At 60.8% G+C, this 16,300-nt stretch carries 15 protein-coding genes; 14 read left to right on the forward strand and 1 reads right to left on the reverse strand.

From position 1 onward, the window contains the following. The first annotated feature begins 1 nt into the window (after nucleotide 1). The 3 genes from HB680_RS04755 to HB680_RS04765 all read left to right on the forward strand — a co-directional run bounded on the left by HB680_RS04755 (nucleotide 2) and on the right by HB680_RS04765 (nucleotide 1,306). Entirely contained in the window at nucleotides 2-478 is a 477-nt protein-coding gene (locus HB680_RS04755) for a YchJ family protein (protein WP_213937459.1), read from the forward strand. Nucleotides 479-599: 121 nt separating this feature from the next. Further along, complete coding sequence (locus tag HB680_RS04760; RefSeq protein ID WP_213937460.1) at nucleotides 600-1,085, forward strand: LEA type 2 family protein; 486 nt, start codon at nucleotides 600-602, stop codon at nucleotides 1,083-1,085. A 5-nt stretch (nucleotides 1,086-1,090) separates the two neighbouring features. Further along, nucleotides 1,091-1,306, forward strand: a complete 216-nt coding sequence (locus HB680_RS04765) for an SEC-C metal-binding domain-containing protein (protein ID WP_054046981.1) — start codon at nucleotides 1,091-1,093, stop codon at nucleotides 1,304-1,306. A 202-nt stretch (nucleotides 1,307-1,508) separates the two neighbouring features. Here HB680_RS04765 and HB680_RS04770 read toward each other — a convergent pair whose 3' ends face one another. Beyond that, complete coding sequence (locus tag HB680_RS04770) at nucleotides 1,509-2,066, reverse strand: cysteine hydrolase family protein (protein ID WP_213937599.1); 558 nt, start codon at nucleotides 2,064-2,066, stop codon at nucleotides 1,509-1,511. Between the two features lie 145 nt (nucleotides 2,067-2,211). Between HB680_RS04770 and HB680_RS04775 the strand changes: the two genes are divergently transcribed. The 11 genes from HB680_RS04775 (at nucleotide 2,212) to pdeM (ending at nucleotide 16,250) form a co-directional block, all read left to right on the forward strand. Beyond that, the gene (locus HB680_RS04775) at nucleotides 2,212-2,856 is read left to right on the forward strand and encodes a glutathione binding-like protein (RefSeq protein ID WP_213937461.1); all 645 of its coding nucleotides are present in this window, start codon (nucleotides 2,212-2,214) and stop codon (nucleotides 2,854-2,856) included. A 205-nt stretch (nucleotides 2,857-3,061) separates the two neighbouring features. After that, nucleotides 3,062-5,512, forward strand: a complete 2,451-nt coding sequence (locus HB680_RS04780; protein ID WP_213937462.1) for a penicillin acylase family protein — start codon at nucleotides 3,062-3,064, stop codon at nucleotides 5,510-5,512. Between the two features lie 197 nt (nucleotides 5,513-5,709). Then, a complete protein-coding gene (locus HB680_RS04785; RefSeq protein WP_213937463.1) occupies nucleotides 5,710-6,744 on the forward strand; it encodes a ligase-associated DNA damage response exonuclease in 1,035 nt (344 codons plus the stop codon). Beyond that, nucleotides 6,741-8,429: an ATP-dependent DNA ligase gene (locus HB680_RS04790; protein ID WP_213937464.1), complete on the forward strand. Its 1,689-nt coding sequence runs from the start codon at nucleotides 6,741-6,743 to the stop codon at nucleotides 8,427-8,429. The genes HB680_RS04785 and HB680_RS04790 overlap by 4 nt, the downstream gene beginning before the upstream one ends. Before the next feature lie 315 nt (nucleotides 8,430-8,744). Beyond that, nucleotides 8,745-9,527, forward strand: coding sequence for a transporter substrate-binding domain-containing protein (locus HB680_RS04795; RefSeq protein ID WP_213937465.1), 783 nt, complete (start codon nucleotides 8,745-8,747; stop codon nucleotides 9,525-9,527). A gap of 56 nt (nucleotides 9,528-9,583) precedes the next feature. Beyond that, nucleotides 9,584-10,312, forward strand: a complete 729-nt coding sequence (locus HB680_RS04800) for an ABC transporter permease (RefSeq protein WP_213937466.1) — start codon at nucleotides 9,584-9,586, stop codon at nucleotides 10,310-10,312. Continuing rightward, nucleotides 10,309-11,019 (forward strand): ABC transporter permease, encoded by a 711-nt coding sequence (locus HB680_RS04805; RefSeq protein ID WP_213937467.1) that lies wholly within the window; start codon nucleotides 10,309-10,311, stop codon nucleotides 11,017-11,019. Before HB680_RS04800 ends, HB680_RS04805 begins: the two co-directional genes overlap by 4 nt. 29 nt (nucleotides 11,020-11,048) lie before the next feature. Then, nucleotides 11,049-12,167 carry a succinylglutamate desuccinylase/aspartoacylase family protein gene (locus tag HB680_RS04810; RefSeq protein ID WP_213937468.1) on the forward strand — a complete coding sequence of 373 codons (1,119 nt, stop codon included), beginning with the start codon at nucleotides 11,049-11,051 and terminating at the stop codon, nucleotides 12,165-12,167. A gap of 13 nt (nucleotides 12,168-12,180) precedes the next feature. Beyond that, nucleotides 12,181-12,945 carry an ATP-binding cassette domain-containing protein gene (locus HB680_RS04815; protein WP_213937469.1) on the forward strand — a complete coding sequence of 255 codons (765 nt, stop codon included), beginning with the start codon at nucleotides 12,181-12,183 and terminating at the stop codon, nucleotides 12,943-12,945. Between the two features lie 159 nt (nucleotides 12,946-13,104). Beyond that, complete coding sequence (locus tag HB680_RS04820) at nucleotides 13,105-15,591, forward strand: ligase-associated DNA damage response DEXH box helicase (RefSeq protein WP_213937470.1); 2,487 nt, start codon at nucleotides 13,105-13,107, stop codon at nucleotides 15,589-15,591. Further along, entirely contained in the window at nucleotides 15,591-16,250 is a 660-nt protein-coding gene (gene pdeM / locus HB680_RS04825; protein WP_213937471.1) for a ligase-associated DNA damage response endonuclease PdeM, read from the forward strand. Before HB680_RS04820 ends, pdeM begins: the two co-directional genes overlap by 1 nt. Nucleotides 16,251-16,300: the final 50 nt, after the last annotated feature.

The raw sequence follows: 16,300 nt of genomic DNA on the forward strand, positions 1-16,300 counted from the left end.
AATGAGTACATCCATTTGCCCTTGCGGCAGCGGCATTCCGCTCGATGCCTGCTGCGGTCATTATCATGCCGGCCATCCGGCGCCCTGCGCTGAAGCCTTGATGCGTTCGCGCTACAGCGCTTATGTGCTGGGGCTGGTGGATTATCTGGTAGCGACCACCCTGCCTGCCCAACAGGCTGGCCTGGATCGTCAATCCATCAGCGACTGGAGCGCCCAAAGCACCTGGCTGGGCCTGGATGTAGAAAGCTCCGAAGTGTTTGGCGGGCAACCGGAGCACGCCTTCGTCACCTTCACCGCACGCTGGCACGATGGCGGCGGGGAACACAGTCACCGCGAGCGCTCCTCGTTTGTGCAGAACACCGGCCACTGGTATTTCATCGATCCGACCGTGCAGCTCAAGGCCGGGCGCAACGACGCTTGCCCGTGTGCGAGCGGGCAGAAATTCAAGAAGTGTTGTGCGGGGTATTTCGGAGTTTGAGGTGACTTTAAAAGATCGCAGCCTTCGGCAGCTCCCACAGGTGCACGCCGATCCAATGCAGGACCTGCCGAAGGCTGCGATCTTTTAGGGCTAGACTGGTTCTCAAGGGAGAACCACCAACATGACCCGTCCGCGCCGCGCCTTACCTCTACTCACCCTGCTCGCCTTGCTGAGCCTGGGCGGTTGCGCCTCCTGGTTCAGCAGCGACGAACCGGATCCTCAGGTGCATCTGGTCAAGGTCGAAGTGGTGCAGGCCAAACTGCTGGAACAGAAATTCCTCCTGCACTTTCGCGTCGACAACCCCAACGACAGTGACCTGACGGTGCGTGGCCTCGAATACCGCATTCATCTGGGCGACATGCTGCTGGCCGAAGGCGAGCACGAGCACTGGTTCACCGTCGGCCCCAAACGCAGCGCCTATTTCAAAGTGCCGATCCGCACCAACCTGTGGCCCAAGGTGCGGGACCTGGTGAAAATGCTGAAAAGCCCCAAGCAACCCGTCCCCTATCGTCTGGAAGGTGAACTGGAAACCGGTTTATTCATCGCGCACTACGTGCACCTGGCGCGTAATGGCGTGATAATCCCCGCCGATTTAATTCCGGAGTAAACCCGATGACCCAGCAACCCCATGTCCATGGCCCAGACTGCAATCACGATCACGACGATCATGCCCATGACCACCATGATCACGACCATGGCCATGTCCACGGCCCGAACTGCGGCCACGCCCACCAGGAACCGGTGCGCAACGCCCTGAAAGACGTCGGCCGCAACGACCCTTGCCCATGCGGCAACGGCAAGAAATTCAAGAAGTGCCACGGCGCTTGATGCTTCGGGCGGAAATCCTTTTCGCCGGTTGAATCGCCTTCGCGAGCAGGCTCGCTCCCACATTTTGATCGGCGCCGTGCACAGACTTTGTGTACACCGCAGATCCCCTGTGGGAGCGGGCTTGCTCGCGAAAGCGGTGTGTCAGGCACCATTATTTGACTGGCACTCCCTCTTCGCGAGCAAGCCCGCTCCCACAGGGGATTCATTCAGGCTTCAGAATCTGCGCAGTGCTGACAACCGTCGCATACTCGCCATGCAGATTACCCAGCGACATGGCGTGCACTTCCTCAGCGGGATGCGCGTTACCGAAAAAATCGGCCTTGTCGAAGGTAAAGCACGCATCCTCCGCCACCCAGGTATCAAACCCCAGGTTACCGGCCGTTCGCGCCGTAGACTCCACCGAGTTATGGGTCGCCACGCCCACGATGATCAACTGATCAATCCCCGCCTCACGCAACCCCGCCTCCAGCCCCGTCGCGCAAAACGCATCCGGCACCTGTTTCTGAATCGGTTGCTCGCCGGCCATCGGCTGGAACCGTTCCTGAAATTCCACGCCCGATTGCTGCGGCCAGAACACCGAGTTCGGTGAGCGGGACAGGTGCTGCACGTGGATCACAGGCCGCGCGGAGCGCCGCCAAAACGCCAGTAACTCGACGATTCGCTCTTCGGCCTGAGGATTATTTCGACGGCCCAATTTGGGATGCAAGATGCCTTTTTGCTGATCGATGATGATCAGCGCTGCGTTGATCTTGAGCTCCATGCTGACTTTTCTCATGCCGGGTCATTGAATTTCACGCACTTCAGCATCACCTCTTCCTACAGGCAAGCTCTCCAGTGCAAACAGGACGACCTAATGCGAGCGGTTGCTGTCCGTACCTAACGACGTGCATTTTTTGGAGTACTCCATGATCGACCTGTATTACTGGACCACCCCCAACGGCCACAAGATCTCGATTTTCCTCGAGGAGGCCGGCCTCAAGTACGACGTGCACCCGATCAACATCAGCCAGAACGACCAGTTCAAGCCCGAATTCCTGAAAATCTCCCCGAACAACAAAATCCCGGCCATCGTCGATCACGAGCCGGCCGATGGTGGCGAGCCGTTGTCGCTGTTTGAATCCGGGGCGATTCTGCTGTACCTGGCGGAGAAGACCGGCCAGTTCCTGCCCAAAGACCTGCGCGGGCGTCAGCAAGCGCTGCAATGGTTGTTCTGGCAGATGGGCGGCCTCGGGCCGATGGCCGGGCAGAATCATCACTTCAGTCAATTTGCGCCGGAGAAAATCCCCTACGCGATCAAACGCTACATCGACGAAACCGCGCGCCTCTACGGCGTGCTCGACAAGCAATTGGCGAGCAATGAATTCGTCGCCGGCAACGAGTACAGCATCGCCGACATGGCGATCTACCCGTGGATCGTTTCCCACAAGTGGCAGAGCCAGAACCTCGAAGACTTCCCGAATGTGCTGCGTTGGTTCACGCATATCCAGAACCGCCCGGCGACGGTGAAGGCGTATGCGATTGCGGCGAAGGTCAATCCGCCGAATTCCTGATTTCAGGTCAAGAAGATCAAAAGATCGCAGCCTTCGGCAGCTCCTGCATGGGATTGATGCTCCCCCCGTAGGAGCTGCCGAAGGCTGCGATCCTTTGCGTTTGTCAGACAAATCCTGAAATAACCCCATGCCCCGCTTGCGCGGCCACCTCCTGCTCACTAACGTAGCGCCTTTATTGCGTTACTACCCCCGCAGGAGCTTTGCCATGGCCTCGCCAGCCCTCACACATTTTCTTCCCCGGTTCGGCGTTGCCGCAGCAGTGGCCGGTGTTTTGAGCCTGACCGGTTGTCAGACCTGGAATACTCAGGACACCCTCCCGCCAACCTCTGGCGTGCAGCCGCTCAAGGGCCTGGCGCAGAATGTTTCGATTCGACGCAATGCCATGGGCATGCCGTTGATCGAAAGCAACAGCTTCCACGACGCGCTGTTCACCCTCGGTTACGTCCACGCCAGCGACCGCCTCACGCAAATGGTCACCATGCGCCTGTTGGCCGAGGGCCGTCTGGCGGAAATGTCCGGCCCGGACCTGCTCGACGCCGACCGCTATATGCGCGCAGTCAACCTGAAGAAAAGCGCCGGTGAGCTGTACAAAGCCTCTTCGCCACGGCTCAAGCGCTTCTTCGAAGTCTATGCCCGGGGCGTCAACGCCTACCTGTTCCGCTACCGCGACAAGCTGCCCGCCGATCTCGCGGCAACCGGTTACAAGCCTGAATACTGGAAGCCGGAAGACTCGGCGCTGATTTTCTGCCTGCTGAATTTCAGCCAGTCGGCCAACCTGCCGGAAGAAATTTCTTCGCTGGTCCTCGCCCAAACCGTCAGCACCGACAAGCTGTCATGGCTGACCCCGTCCGCGCCCGACGAAAAACTGCCAACGGGCGAAACCGACAAGCTCCAGGGCCTCAAGCTCAACGGCGCGATCCCGGGCCTGGCAGAAATCACCAAGGCCACCGGGCAACTGTCCGATCTGAATCTGCTGGGTGCCACGTCGTCGAACAACTGGGCCATCGGCCCGCAACGCAGCCGCAGCGGCAAAAGCCTGCTGGCCAGCGACAGCCACGGGCCGATGGGCGTGCCGTCGTTGTTCAGCTACGTGCAGATCCGTGCGCCGAAATATCAGGCGGCGGGCGTCAGCATCGCCGGCCTGCCGATGGTGCTCGGCGGTTTCAACGGCAAAGTGGCGTGGAGCATGACCACGGTCATGGGCGACAACCAGGACCTGTTCCTGGAAAAAATCAAACGCCAGGGCAACGGCCTGACCTACGAAGCCAATGGCAAATGGCAACCGGTGGTGGTGCGTAACGAAACCTACTTCGCCAAAGGCCAGCGGCCGCTGCGCGAAGCGGTGTACGAAACCCGCCACGGGCCACTGCTCAACAGCGCTCAGGGCCTGAGCATGGCCAACGGTTTCGGCCTGGCCCTGCAAACCCCGAGCTTCACCGACGACAAGACCCTGGACGCGTTCTTCGACCTGTCCCGCGCGCAAACCGTCGAGAAAGCCTCGGACGCCAGCCGTGAAATCCGCGCCATCGCCCTGAACCTGGTGTTTGCCGACGCCAGCAACATTGGCTGGCAAGTCACCGGTCGTTACCCGAACCGTCGCGAAGGCGAAGGCCTGCTGCCGTCGCCGGGCTGGGAAGGTCGCTACGATTGGGACGGTTACGCCGACCCGATGTTGCACCCGTATGACCAGGACCCGGCCCAAGGCTGGCTCGGCACGGCCAACCAGCGGGTCATCCCCCACGGCTATGGCATGCAGCTGTCCAATTCCTGGTCCGCCCCGGAACGTGGCGAGCGCATGGCCGAACTGGCCGGCGCGGGCAAGCACGACAGCCGCAGCCTGATCGCCATGCAATACGACCAGACCACCACGTTCGCCGCCAAACTGAAGAAGATGTTTGAAGCACCGGGCATGGCGCAGCCGCTGAAACAGGCGATCGATGCGCTGCCGGAAGCCGATCGCAGCAAGGCGCGCGAGGCGTTGACGCGCTTGATGGCGTTCGACGGCAAGCTCAGTCCGACCTCCGCCGATGCGGCGATTTATGAGCTGTTCCTGCAAGAAAGCGCCAAGCAAATCTTCCTCGACGAGCTCGGCCCGGAAAGCAGCCCGGCGTGGAAAGCCTTTATCGCCAACGGCAAGTTGTCCTACGCGGCCCAGGCCGATCACCTGCTCGGTCGCGAAGACAGCCCGTTCTGGGATGACGCGCGCACCCCGCAAAAAGAAGACAAACCGGCGATCCTCGCTCGCAGCCTGGCGGCGGCCATCAGTGCCGGCGACAGTCAGTTGGGCGGCGATCACAAGGCATGGCAGTGGGGCAAACTGCACCGCTACGAGTGGAAGAATGCCAGTGGCCAGACCGTGCGCGGTCCGTTGGCGGCCGGCGGCGATCACACCACGTTGAACACCGCGGCGTTTGCCTGGGGCCAGGACTTCAACACCACGCTAGCGCCGTCGATGCGCTTTATCGTCGACTTCGGCCAGGCCGAACCGTTGATGGGGCAAAACGCTACGGGCCAGTCCGGTAACCCGGCGAGCCCGAACTACCTCGACAGCATCGACCCGTGGCTCAAAGGCCAATACATGAGCCTGCCAATGCAGCCGCAGAACTTTGACAAGGCGTATGGCAAGGCGCGGTTGACCCTGACACCTGGCAAATAAAAAACAAGTTCAAGAGATCGCAGCCTCGTTTCACTCGACAGCTCCTACATTGGAACGCGTGCTTCCTGTAGGAGCTGTGTAGGAGCTGTCGAGTGAAACGAGGCTGCGATCTTTTGATGTTCCCCTCTGAAAACCCGATAGAACTTCTGCCTTCGCGCCAACCTCCTAGCTAACAAGCCCCCCATATCGGCAACAACATGGACCTTGTTATCGCGCGTCCCGAAGGTTTGTACTGCCCCGCCGGCGATTTCTATATCGACCCTTGGCGTCCGGTGGAGCGCGCGGTGATTACCCACGCCCATGGCGACCATGCCCGCACCGGTAATCAACATTACCTGGCGGCGGCTCCCGGCGAAGGGATCTTGCGCTCACGCCTGGGCCAGGACATCAACCTGCAAACCCTGCCCTACGGCGATCGCTTGTTGCATCACGGCGTCACCCTGAGTTTTCACCCGGCCGGGCATGTGCTCGGTTCGGCGCAAGTGCGCCTGGAATACGGCGGTGAAGTCTGGGTCGCCTCGGGGGATTACAAGATTGAGCCCGACGGCACCTGCGCGCCGTTCGAACCGGTGCGTTGCCACACCTTCATCACGGAATCGACCTTCGGCCTGCCGATCTATCGCTGGCAGCCCCAGGCGCAGATCTTTGCCGACATCAATCAGTGGTGGCGGGCCAACATCGCCGCCGAGAAAGCCAGCGTCCTGTTCTGCTACTCCTTCGGCAAGGCCCAGCGCATTCTCCACGGCATCGATGCCAGCATCGGCCCCATTCTGGTGCATGGTGCCGTCGAGCCGCTGAACCGGGTTTATCGCGAAAGCGGTATTTATCTGCCGCCAACGATTTACGCCGGCGACGTCAAAAAGACCGATCCGATCATGCGCCAGGCCTTGGTCCTTGCCCCGCCCTCGGCCGGTGGCAGCAGCTGGATGCGCCGGTTTGGTGACTACAGCGACGGTTTCGCCAGTGGCTGGATGCGTTTACGCGGCACTCGACGGCGACGCGGGGTGGACCGGGGGTTTGTACTGTCGGACCACGCCGATTGGCCCGGATTGCTCTGGGCCATCGAACAGACCGGCGCGGAGCGCGTGATGGTGACCCATGGCTCGGTCGGGGTACTGGTTCGTCATTTGCGCGAACAAGGGCTGGATGCCCAGGGTTTCAGCACGGAGTACGGTGACGATGAGGAGGATCACGCCGCCGTCGCCCCGGAGCCCACCGAGGTGCAGCCATGAAAGCGTTCGCCGAGCTGTACGCGGAACTCGACGCCACCACTTCAAGCAACGCCAAACTCGCCGCCATGCAAGCCTACTTTGCACAGGCCGCGCCGGAAGATGCGGCGTGGGCTGTGTATTTTCTGTCCGGCGGCCGGCCTCGGCAGTTGGTACCCGTGCGCGCGCTGCGGGAGTTGGCGGTGGAGATTTCCGGGCTCTCGACGTGGTTGTTCGAGGAGAGTTATCAAGCGGTCGGTGATCTGGCGGAAACCATTTCATTGGTGCTCCCCGAAGCCCCTCACAGTTCTACCGAAGGGTTGGCGACCTGGATCGAAGACAAATTGCTGCCGCTGCGTGGTGAAACCCCGGAGTTCCTCGCCCGGCGCCTGCCCGCCCTCTGGGCGCAACTGGATCGCCCCAGCCTGATGCTGTGTATCAAGCTGATCACCGGCAGTTTTCGCGTCGGCGTTTCCAAGTTGTTGGTCACACGGGCGCTGGCGGCCATGGCTGGGCTCGACAGCAAACGGGTGGCCCAGCGCTTGGTGGGTTACACCGATTTGTCCAACCGGCCGAGCGCCGCCAGTTACTTGAAACTTATCGCGCCGCAGTCCGATGACGAACATGCCCAGCGCGGCGGCCAGCCCTATCCGTTTTTCCTCGCCCATGCCCTGCAACAATCCGTCGAGCAGTTCGACGCCGTGCTCGGTCCGGCCAGCCAATGGCAGGTGGAATGGAAGTGGGACGGAATCCGCGCCCAAGTGGTCAAGCGCGAGGGGCGGCTGTGGATCTGGTCCCGGGGCGAAGAACTGGTCAGCGAGCGCTTCCCCGAACTGGATGCGCTGACCCACGGCTTACCCGACGGCACGGTGATCGACGGGGAAATCGTCGCCTGGAAATCCGTCCATCCCACCACCGAGGATGCATTCAACCCGCAGTGCTCCGCGCCTCCCGCGGTGCAACCCTTCGCCCTGCTGCAACAGCGCATTGGTCGTAAAACCCTGGGCAAGAAAATCCTCGACGACGTGCCGGTGGTGCTACTCGCCTACGACCTGCTGGAATGGCAAGGCGAAGACTGGCGCAACCACACCCAGGTTGAACGGCGCACCCAACTGGAGCATGTCATCGCCCGTTGCAACAGCCCGGTGCTATTGGCATCGCCGGTGCTCACCGGAGAAGACTGGTTCGACCTCGCCCGGCAACGGGAAGCGTCGCGACGGCTCGGGGTCGAAGGCATGATGCTTAAGGCCCGGGATGCGCTGTATGGCGTGGGCCGGACCAAGGACATGGGCGTGTGGTGGAAGTGGAAAGTCGATCCATTCAGCGTCGATGCCGTGCTGATTTATGCGCAACGGGGCCATGGTCGTCGGGCGAGTCTGTACAGCGATTACACGTTCGCCGTATGGGACGGCCCGCCCGACGCGAGCGAACGGATGCTGGTGCCATTCGCCAAGGCTTATTCGGGCCTGACCGACGCGGAAATGCGCCAGGTCGACAGCATCGTGCGCAAAACCACCGTAGAGAAATTCGGGCCGGTGAGCAGTGTGAAGCCGAGCCTGGTGTTCGAGCTGGGGTTTGAAGGTATCGCCCTGTCCCGGCGGCACAAGAGCGGGATTGCGGTGCGGTTTCCGAGGATGTTGCGGTGGCGGCAGGATAAGACCGTCGAGGATGCCGATAGCCTGGCGACACTGCAGGATTTACTGAGCTAACTCAGATCGAAAATGTGGGAGCGGGCTTGCTCGCGAAAGCGGTGTGTCAGGCAATGAAAATTTGACTGACATGACGCCTTCGCGAGCAAGCCCGCTCCCACAGAGAGATTTGGGGCGATCTGATCTATATTGGTGCAGGAAATTTCCGACGCCCACTTTCGTGCACAAATGCGTCACAACCTTTTCTTTAATCACCTTTTAAAACGCTTGTTCGGGACTCTGGTTCGGAAATTGCTACTTTCATTAGGTCTTACGCTTTCCAGTAACAATAATTCTGCGCCACAAGCGCTCATATTGGTTCTTAGGGATTGAATAATGAAAAAAGCATTGCTGACCCTTTCTGCACTGGCGTTGTGCATGGCTGCCGGCTCCGCGCTGGCCAAGGAGTACAAAGAACTGCGTTTTGGCGTTGACCCTTCCTACGCACCTTTCGAGTCCAAAGCGGCCGACGGCAGCCTGGTGGGCTTCGACATCGATCTGGGCAATGCGATCTGCGCCGAGCTGAAGGTCAAGTGCAAATGGGTCGAAAGCGATTTCGACGGCATGATTCCGGGCCTCAAGGCCAATAAATTCGACGGTGTGATCTCTTCGATGACCGTCACCGAAGCCCGCGAAAAAGTCATCGACTTCTCCAGCGAGCTGTTCTCCGGCCCTACCGCTTACGTGTCGAAGAAAGGTTCGGGCATTACCACTGACGTTGCTTCGCTCAAGGGCAAAACCGTCGGTTACGAGCAAGGCACCATCCAGGAAGCCTACGCCAAAGCCGTTCTGGACAAGGCAGGCGTGAAAACCCAGGCTTATCAGAATCAGGATCAGGTGTATTCCGACCTGACTTCCGGTCGTCTCGACGCTGGCGTCCAGGACATGTTGCAAGCCGAACTGGGCTTTTTGAAGTCGCCACAGGGTGCCGATTACGAAGTCAGCAAACCAATCGACGCTCCCCTGCTGCCAGCCAAAACTGCTGTCGGTATCTCGAAAGGTAACAAAGACCTCAAGGCACTTCTGGATAAAGGTATCAAAGCGTTACACGACGATGGCACCTACGCCACCATTCAGAAGAAACACTTTGGCGATCTGAATCTGTACAGCGGCAAATAATGCCCGGCGCCCATCTCGCGATGGGCGCTTTTTTTACTCGATCAGGTTGCTGATTTATGTTCGAAAACCTCTTACAAAACCTGGGGCTCTCAGCCTTCAGCCTGAAGGGCTTCGGTCCTCTGCTGTTGGAAGGCACCTGGATGACCATCAAATTATCGGCGTTGTCGCTGCTGGTGGCCGTGTTGCTCGGCCTGCTGGGCGCCAGTGCCAAACTGTCGAAATCCAAATTGTTGCGCTTTCCTGCCCAGCTCTACACCACGCTGATTCGCGGCGTACCGGACCTGGTGCTGATGCTGCTGATCTTCTACAGCCTGCAAACCTGGCTGACGACGTTCACCGAGTACATGGAATGGGAATACATCGAGATCAACCCGTTCAGCGCCGGGGTCATCACCCTGGGCTTCATTTACGGCGCGTACTTCACTGAAACCTTCCGCGGGGCGATTCTTGCCGTACCACGGGGTCAGGTCGAAGCCGCCACGGCCTATGGCCTCAAACGCGGCCAGCGCTTCTGGATCGTGGTGTTCCCGCAAATGATGCGTTTCGCCCTGCCGGGCATCGGCAACAACTGGATGGTGATGCTCAAGGCCACCGCGCTGGTGTCGATCATCGGCCTCGCCGATCTGGTCAAGGCTGCGCAGGACGCCGGTAAAAGCACCTATCAACTGTTCTATTTCCTGGTCCTGGCAGCGCTGATCTATTTGCTGATCACCAGCGCTTCCAACTTCATCCTGCGCAAGCTTGAACGCCGCTACGCCGCCGGCTCCCGGGAGGCCGTACGATGATCGAACTCTTGCAGGAATACTGGAAACCCTTCCTTTATACGGACGGTTACCACATCACCGGCCTGGCCATGACCATGTGGCTGCTCAGCGCGTCGATCTTCATCGGTTTCCTGGTGTCGATCCCGCTCTCCATCGCCCGGGTGTCGCCGCACTTCTATATTCGCTGGCCGGTGCAGTTCTATACCTACCTGTTCCGCGGTACGCCGCTCTATATCCAGTTGCTGATTTGCTACACCGGGATCTACAGCCTGGCCGCCATCCGCGCACAACCGGTGCTGGACGCGTTCTTCCGCGATGCGATGAACTGCACCATCCTCGCTTTCGCCCTGAACACCTGCGCCTACACCACGGAGATTTTCGCCGGGGCCATTCGCAGCATGAACCACGGTGAAGTCGAAGCGGCCAAGGCGTACGGTCTGACGGGATGGAAGCTGTATGCCTACGTGATCATGCCTTCGGCCCTGCGTCGCTCGTTGCCTTATTACAGCAACGAAGTGATTCTGATGCTGCACTCGACCACCGTAGCGTTCACCGCGACCGTCCCGGACATCCTGAAAGTCGCACGGGACGCCAACTCGGCGACGTTCCTGACCTTCCAGTCGTTCGGCATCGCCGCGCTGATCTACCTGACCGTGACCTTTGCGCTGGTCGGCCTGTTCCGTCTCGCCGAACGCCGATGGCTGGCCTTCCTCGGGCCGACTCACTAGGACCCGCTTTCAGGAATAAAGAGACGAACATGCGCCACCAGATACATGACCTGCTGGCCCCGCTGCCGGGGACCGCACGACAGATCCACAGCTTCCACTTCGGCCCCGCGTCGGCCAAAGGCAAGATCTACATCCAATCGTCCCTGCACGCCGACGAGATGCCCGGCATGCTGGTGGCCTGGCACCTCAAGCAACGCCTGGCGGAGCTGGAAGCCGCCGGCCGCCTGCGCAGCGAAATCGTGCTGGTCCCCGTGGCCAACCCGGTCGGCCTGGAACAGGTGCTGATGGATGTGCCGCTGGGCCGCTACGAGCTGGAGAGCGGGCAGAACTTCAATCGCTGGTTCGTCGATTTGAGTGAAGAGGTCGGCAATGAGATCGAAGGCCAGCTCGGCAACGATCCCCGGCACAACCTCGAACTGATCCGCAGCAGCCTGCGCAACGCCCTCGCCCGGCAGACCGCCGCCACCCAACTGCAATCCCAGCGCCTGACCCTGCAACGGTTGGCCTGCGACGCGGACATGGTGCTGGACCTGCATTGCGATTTCGAAGCCGTCGCGCACCTTTACACCACGCCCGAGGCCTGGCCGCAGGTTGAGCCGCTGGCGCGCTACATCGGGTCCGAGGCGAGTCTGCTGGCCACCGATTCCGGCGGTCAGTCGTTCGATGAATGCTTCACGTTGCTGTGGTGGCAGTTGAAGGAACGCTTCGGCGAGCACTTCGATATTCCGCTGGGCAGTTTCTCGGTTACCGTCGAACTGCGCGGTCAGGGTGATGTTTATCATCCGCTGGCCAGCCGCGATTGCCAGGCGCTGATCAATTACCTGATTCACTTCGGCGCCATCGCCGGCGAAGCCGCACCGCTGCCAGAATTGCCCTACCCGGCCACGCCACTGGCCGGCGTTGAACCTGTCGCCACGCCGGTTGGCGGGCTGTTGGTGTTCACCGCTGTGCCGGGGCAATACCTGGAAGCCGGGCAACTCATCGCCGAAATCATCGACCCGATCCATGATCGCGTCACCCCTATCCATTGCACCGCAGCCGGGCTGATGTACGCCCGTTCGCTGCGGCGCATGGCCACTGCCGGCATGGTGATCGCCCACGTCGCGGGCACCGAAGCCTATCGCAGCGGCTACCTACTTTCGCCTTGAGGATGCATGCCCCATGTATAAATTGACCATCGACGGCCTGCATAAAAGCTATGGCGACCATCATGTGCTCAAAGGTGTTTCGCTCAAGGCCAACACCGGCGACGTCATCAGCCTGATCGGCGCCAGCGGCTCGGGGAAAAGTACTTTCCTGCGTTGCATCAACTTCCTTGAACAACCCAACGACGGCGCCATGAGCCTGGATGGCCAGGACATCCGCATGGTCAAGGATCGCCACGGCATGCACGTCGCCGATCCCGATGAACTGCAACGGATCCGCACCCGCCTGGCGATGGTGTTCCAGCACTTCAACCTGTGGAGCCACATGACCGTGCTGGAAAACATCACCATGGCCCCGCGCCGGGTGCTGGGTTGCAGCAAGCAGGAAGCCGAAGACCGCGCCCGTCGTTATCTCGACAAAGTGGGGCTGGCGGCGCGCGTTGCTGATCAGTACCCCGCGTTTCTCTCCGGTGGTCAGCAACAGCGTGTGGCGATTGCCCGAGCGCTGGCGATGGAGCCGGAAGTCATGCTGTTCGACGAACCGACTTCCGCGCTCGACCCGGAACTGGTGGGCGAAGTACTGCGCGTGATCCAGGGCCTGGCCGAAGAAGGCCGGACCATGATCATGGTGACCCACGAAATGAGCTTTGCCCGCAAAGTGTCGAGCCAGGTGTTGTTTCTGCACCAGGGGCTGGTGGAAGAAGAAGGCGCGCCGGAGGATGTGTTGGGCAATCCGAAGAGTGAGCGGTTGAAGCAGTTCCTCAGCGGTAACCTCAAGTAAACGCAGCCCTCCCCGTAGGAGCAAAGCTTGCTCGCGATGGCGCCCTTGAGATCGCCATCGCGGGCAAGCCTTGCTCCTACAAGCCTGACTATCGCGATTAAACCTTTCGCATCCCGGCATGGTCACTGAAAGAACACTTTCAGAGCGCAAACCGCCGGCATGGGCACCTCCCCCGACTACGCCAAACTCTGGTTCGCCGCCCGCGACTGGAAGCCGTTCGCCTTTCAGAAACAGGTGTGGGCGGCGGTTAAACGAGGCGAGTCCGGGTTGCTGCATGCCAGCACCGGTGCCGGTAAAACCTATGCGGTCTGGTTCGGTGCGCTCAATCGCTTTGCCTCTCCCATCGTGCCCGTTGAAACACTGCGTAAACGCAAACCGCCTGCTGAACCGCTGACGGTGCTGTGGATAACGCCGATGCGCGCGTTGGCCGCCGACACCGCGCGCGCCCTGGAAGCGCCGCTGACCGATTTGCTTATTCCCTGGAGCATCGGCCTGCGCACCGGCGACACCAGCAACAGCGAACGCGCCCGACAGAGCCGGCGCCTGCCGACGACACTGATCACCACCCCGGAAAGCCTGACGCTGATGCTCGCCCGGGCCGATGCGCAAACCGCGCTATCGACCTTGCGCATGGTGGTGGTCGATGAATGGCACGAGTTGCTCGGCAACAAGCGCGGCGTGCAACTGCAACTGGCCCTCGCCCGGTTGCGCCGCTGGCATCCCGGACTGATCGTCTGGGGCGTTTCCGCGACGCTCGGTAATCAGTCCCACGCCGAACAGGTCTTGATCCCACAGGGTGGCGGCGTCAGCGTTCAAGGCCAGACCAGCAAAGACCTACGCGTCGATACCCTGTTGCCACCCGCCATCGAGCGCTTCCCCTGGGCCGGGCACATCGGTTTGAAAATGTTGCCGCAAGTGGTCGCCGAACTCGACTCCAGCCCCAGCAGCCTGGTGTTCACCAACACCCGAGCGCAATCGGAAATCTGGTATCAAGCCTTGCTCGAGGCGCGCCCGGATTGGGCCGGGTTGATTGCCTTGCATCACAGTTCGCTGTCACGGGAGACCCGTGACTGGGTCGAGCGGGCACTCAAGGACGGGCAACTCAAAGCGGTGGTCTGCACCTCCAGCCTCGACTTGGGCGTGGATTTCCTGCCGGTGGAACGGGTGCTGCAAATCGGTTCAGCCAAAGGCGTGGCTCGGCTGATGCAGAGGGCGGGCCGCTCCGGGCATGCGCCGGGACGCGTATCACGAGTGACGTTGGTGCCGACCCACAGCCTGGAACTGATCGAAGCCGCCGCCGCGCAAGACGCCGTGGCGCAACGACGGATCGAACCCCGCGAATCGCCTTATAAGCCGCTGGATGTGCTGGTGCAGCATCTGGTCAGCATCGCGCTGGGCGGTGGTTTTGTGCCCGATGAGTTGTACGAAGAAGTACGCGGTGCCTGGGCCTATCGTGACTTTACGCCTGCGGACTGGGCCTGGGCGCTGGCTTTCGTACGCCACGGTGGACTTTCCCTGACAGCCTATCCGGATTATCGCCGGGTCGAACCCGATGAACAGGGCGTCTGGCGCGTACCGGATGCACGCTTGGCGCGCCGACATCGCATGAGCATCGGCACCATCGTCAGCGATGCGAGTATTCAGTTGAAATTCTGGAGCAAGGGCGGCGGTGGCAAGACACTGGGCAGTGTCGAGGAAGGGTTTATCGCAAGGCTCAAACCGGGTGACGGGTTTCTGTTCGCGGGACGTTTGCTGGAACTGGTGCGCGTTGAAAACATGACCGCTTACGTACGCCGCAGCAGCGTGAAAAAAGCCGCGGTGCCGCGCTGGAATGGCGGGCGCATGCCACTGTCCAGCGAACTGGCACAGGCAGTGGTCGCGAGTTTCAGTGCAGCGGCATCGGGTCATTTCGTCGGCCCGGAAATGACCGCGTTGCGTCCACTGCTGGAAGTGCAGCAACGCTGGTCCGGGCTGCCGACCGAGGATTCGCTGCTGGCCGAGGCGCTTAAATCTCGCGAGGGCTGGCACTTGTTTCTCTACCCCTTCGCCGGGCGCCAGGTGCATCAGGGGCTCGCGAGCCTGTTGGCGTGGCGGGTCAGTCAGCGCCAACCGGTTACGTTTTCAATTGCGGTCAACGATTACGGCCTGGAATTACTGAGTGCGACGCCCATTGACTGGTCCGTTCATCTGAATCCCGATGTGTTCAACACCAAGCATCTGTTGCCCGATGTGCTCGCCAGCCTGAACGCTGGTGAACTGGCGCTGCGGCGTTTTCGCGAGATCGCGCGGATTGCCGGACTGGTGTTCGCCGGCTACCCCGGCGCGCCCAAAAGTACGCGACAAGTCCAGGCATCCAGCGGCTTGTTCTTCGAAGTGTTCAAGCAATACGACGCCGACAATTTGTTGCTGGCTCAGGCCGGGGCAGAAGTCCTGCGGGAAGAATTGGATATTCGGCGACTGGAGCAGACCTTGGCACGCATCAACAGATTGAAATTCGACCTGCATCAGATCAAACGTCCTACGCCCCTGGGCTTTCCGCTGCTGGTGGAACGGATGCGCGAGAGCATGAGTTCCGAAAAACTGGCGGATCGAATCAGGCGAATGGTCGGTGATCTGGAAAAAACCGCTGAAACCGGGAAGGCTTGATGGGCACGCCCTACCCTGTGCGTCTGGCCGGCGAAGAACTCTGGTTGTTACCCGAGAAGGCGTTGTATTGGCCGGCACAGCAAGCGCTGTTGATCGCCGATGTGCATTTCGGCAAGGCTGCGGCCTATCGCAGCCTCGGCCAGCCTGTGCCACGAGGCACGACGGCGCAAAACATCGCAGTGCTGGACGGGTTGCTGGCCGCCCTGCCCTGTCGCCAGCTGATTTTCCTCGGCGACTTTCTCCACGGCCCAGGCTCACACGCCGTGGACACCTTGCAGGCGCTGGCAGCCTGGCGAGAACGCCATCGCGAACTGCCAATGACGCTGATTCGCGGCAATCATGACAAACGGGCGGGTGATCCACCCGCCTCGCTGAACATCCGCGTGGTACCCGAGCCTTTACTACTGGGCCCGTTTGCCCTGCAGCATGAACCGGATCCGCACCCAAGCCGTCATGTTCTGGCGGGGCATGTGCATCCGGTCTATCGGCTGCACGGCAGAGGCCGTCAAAGCTTGCGCCTGGCGTGTTTCAGGTTGGGGACGGAAATCAGCTTATTGCCCGCGTTCGGCGCGTTTACCGGCGGGTATCAAGTCGAAGCGGGCGAGAGCTGCAGGATCTTTGTCATCGGCGACAACGAAATATGGCCAGTCACGCTGTAGGTGCATCGCTTGCTCGCGATGGCGGCGACACCTTCACGTCGATGTGAATG

The organism is Pseudomonas sp. dw_612 (genome assembly GCF_018449725.1).
Taxonomy (GTDB): domain Bacteria; phylum Pseudomonadota; class Gammaproteobacteria; order Pseudomonadales; family Pseudomonadaceae; genus Aquipseudomonas.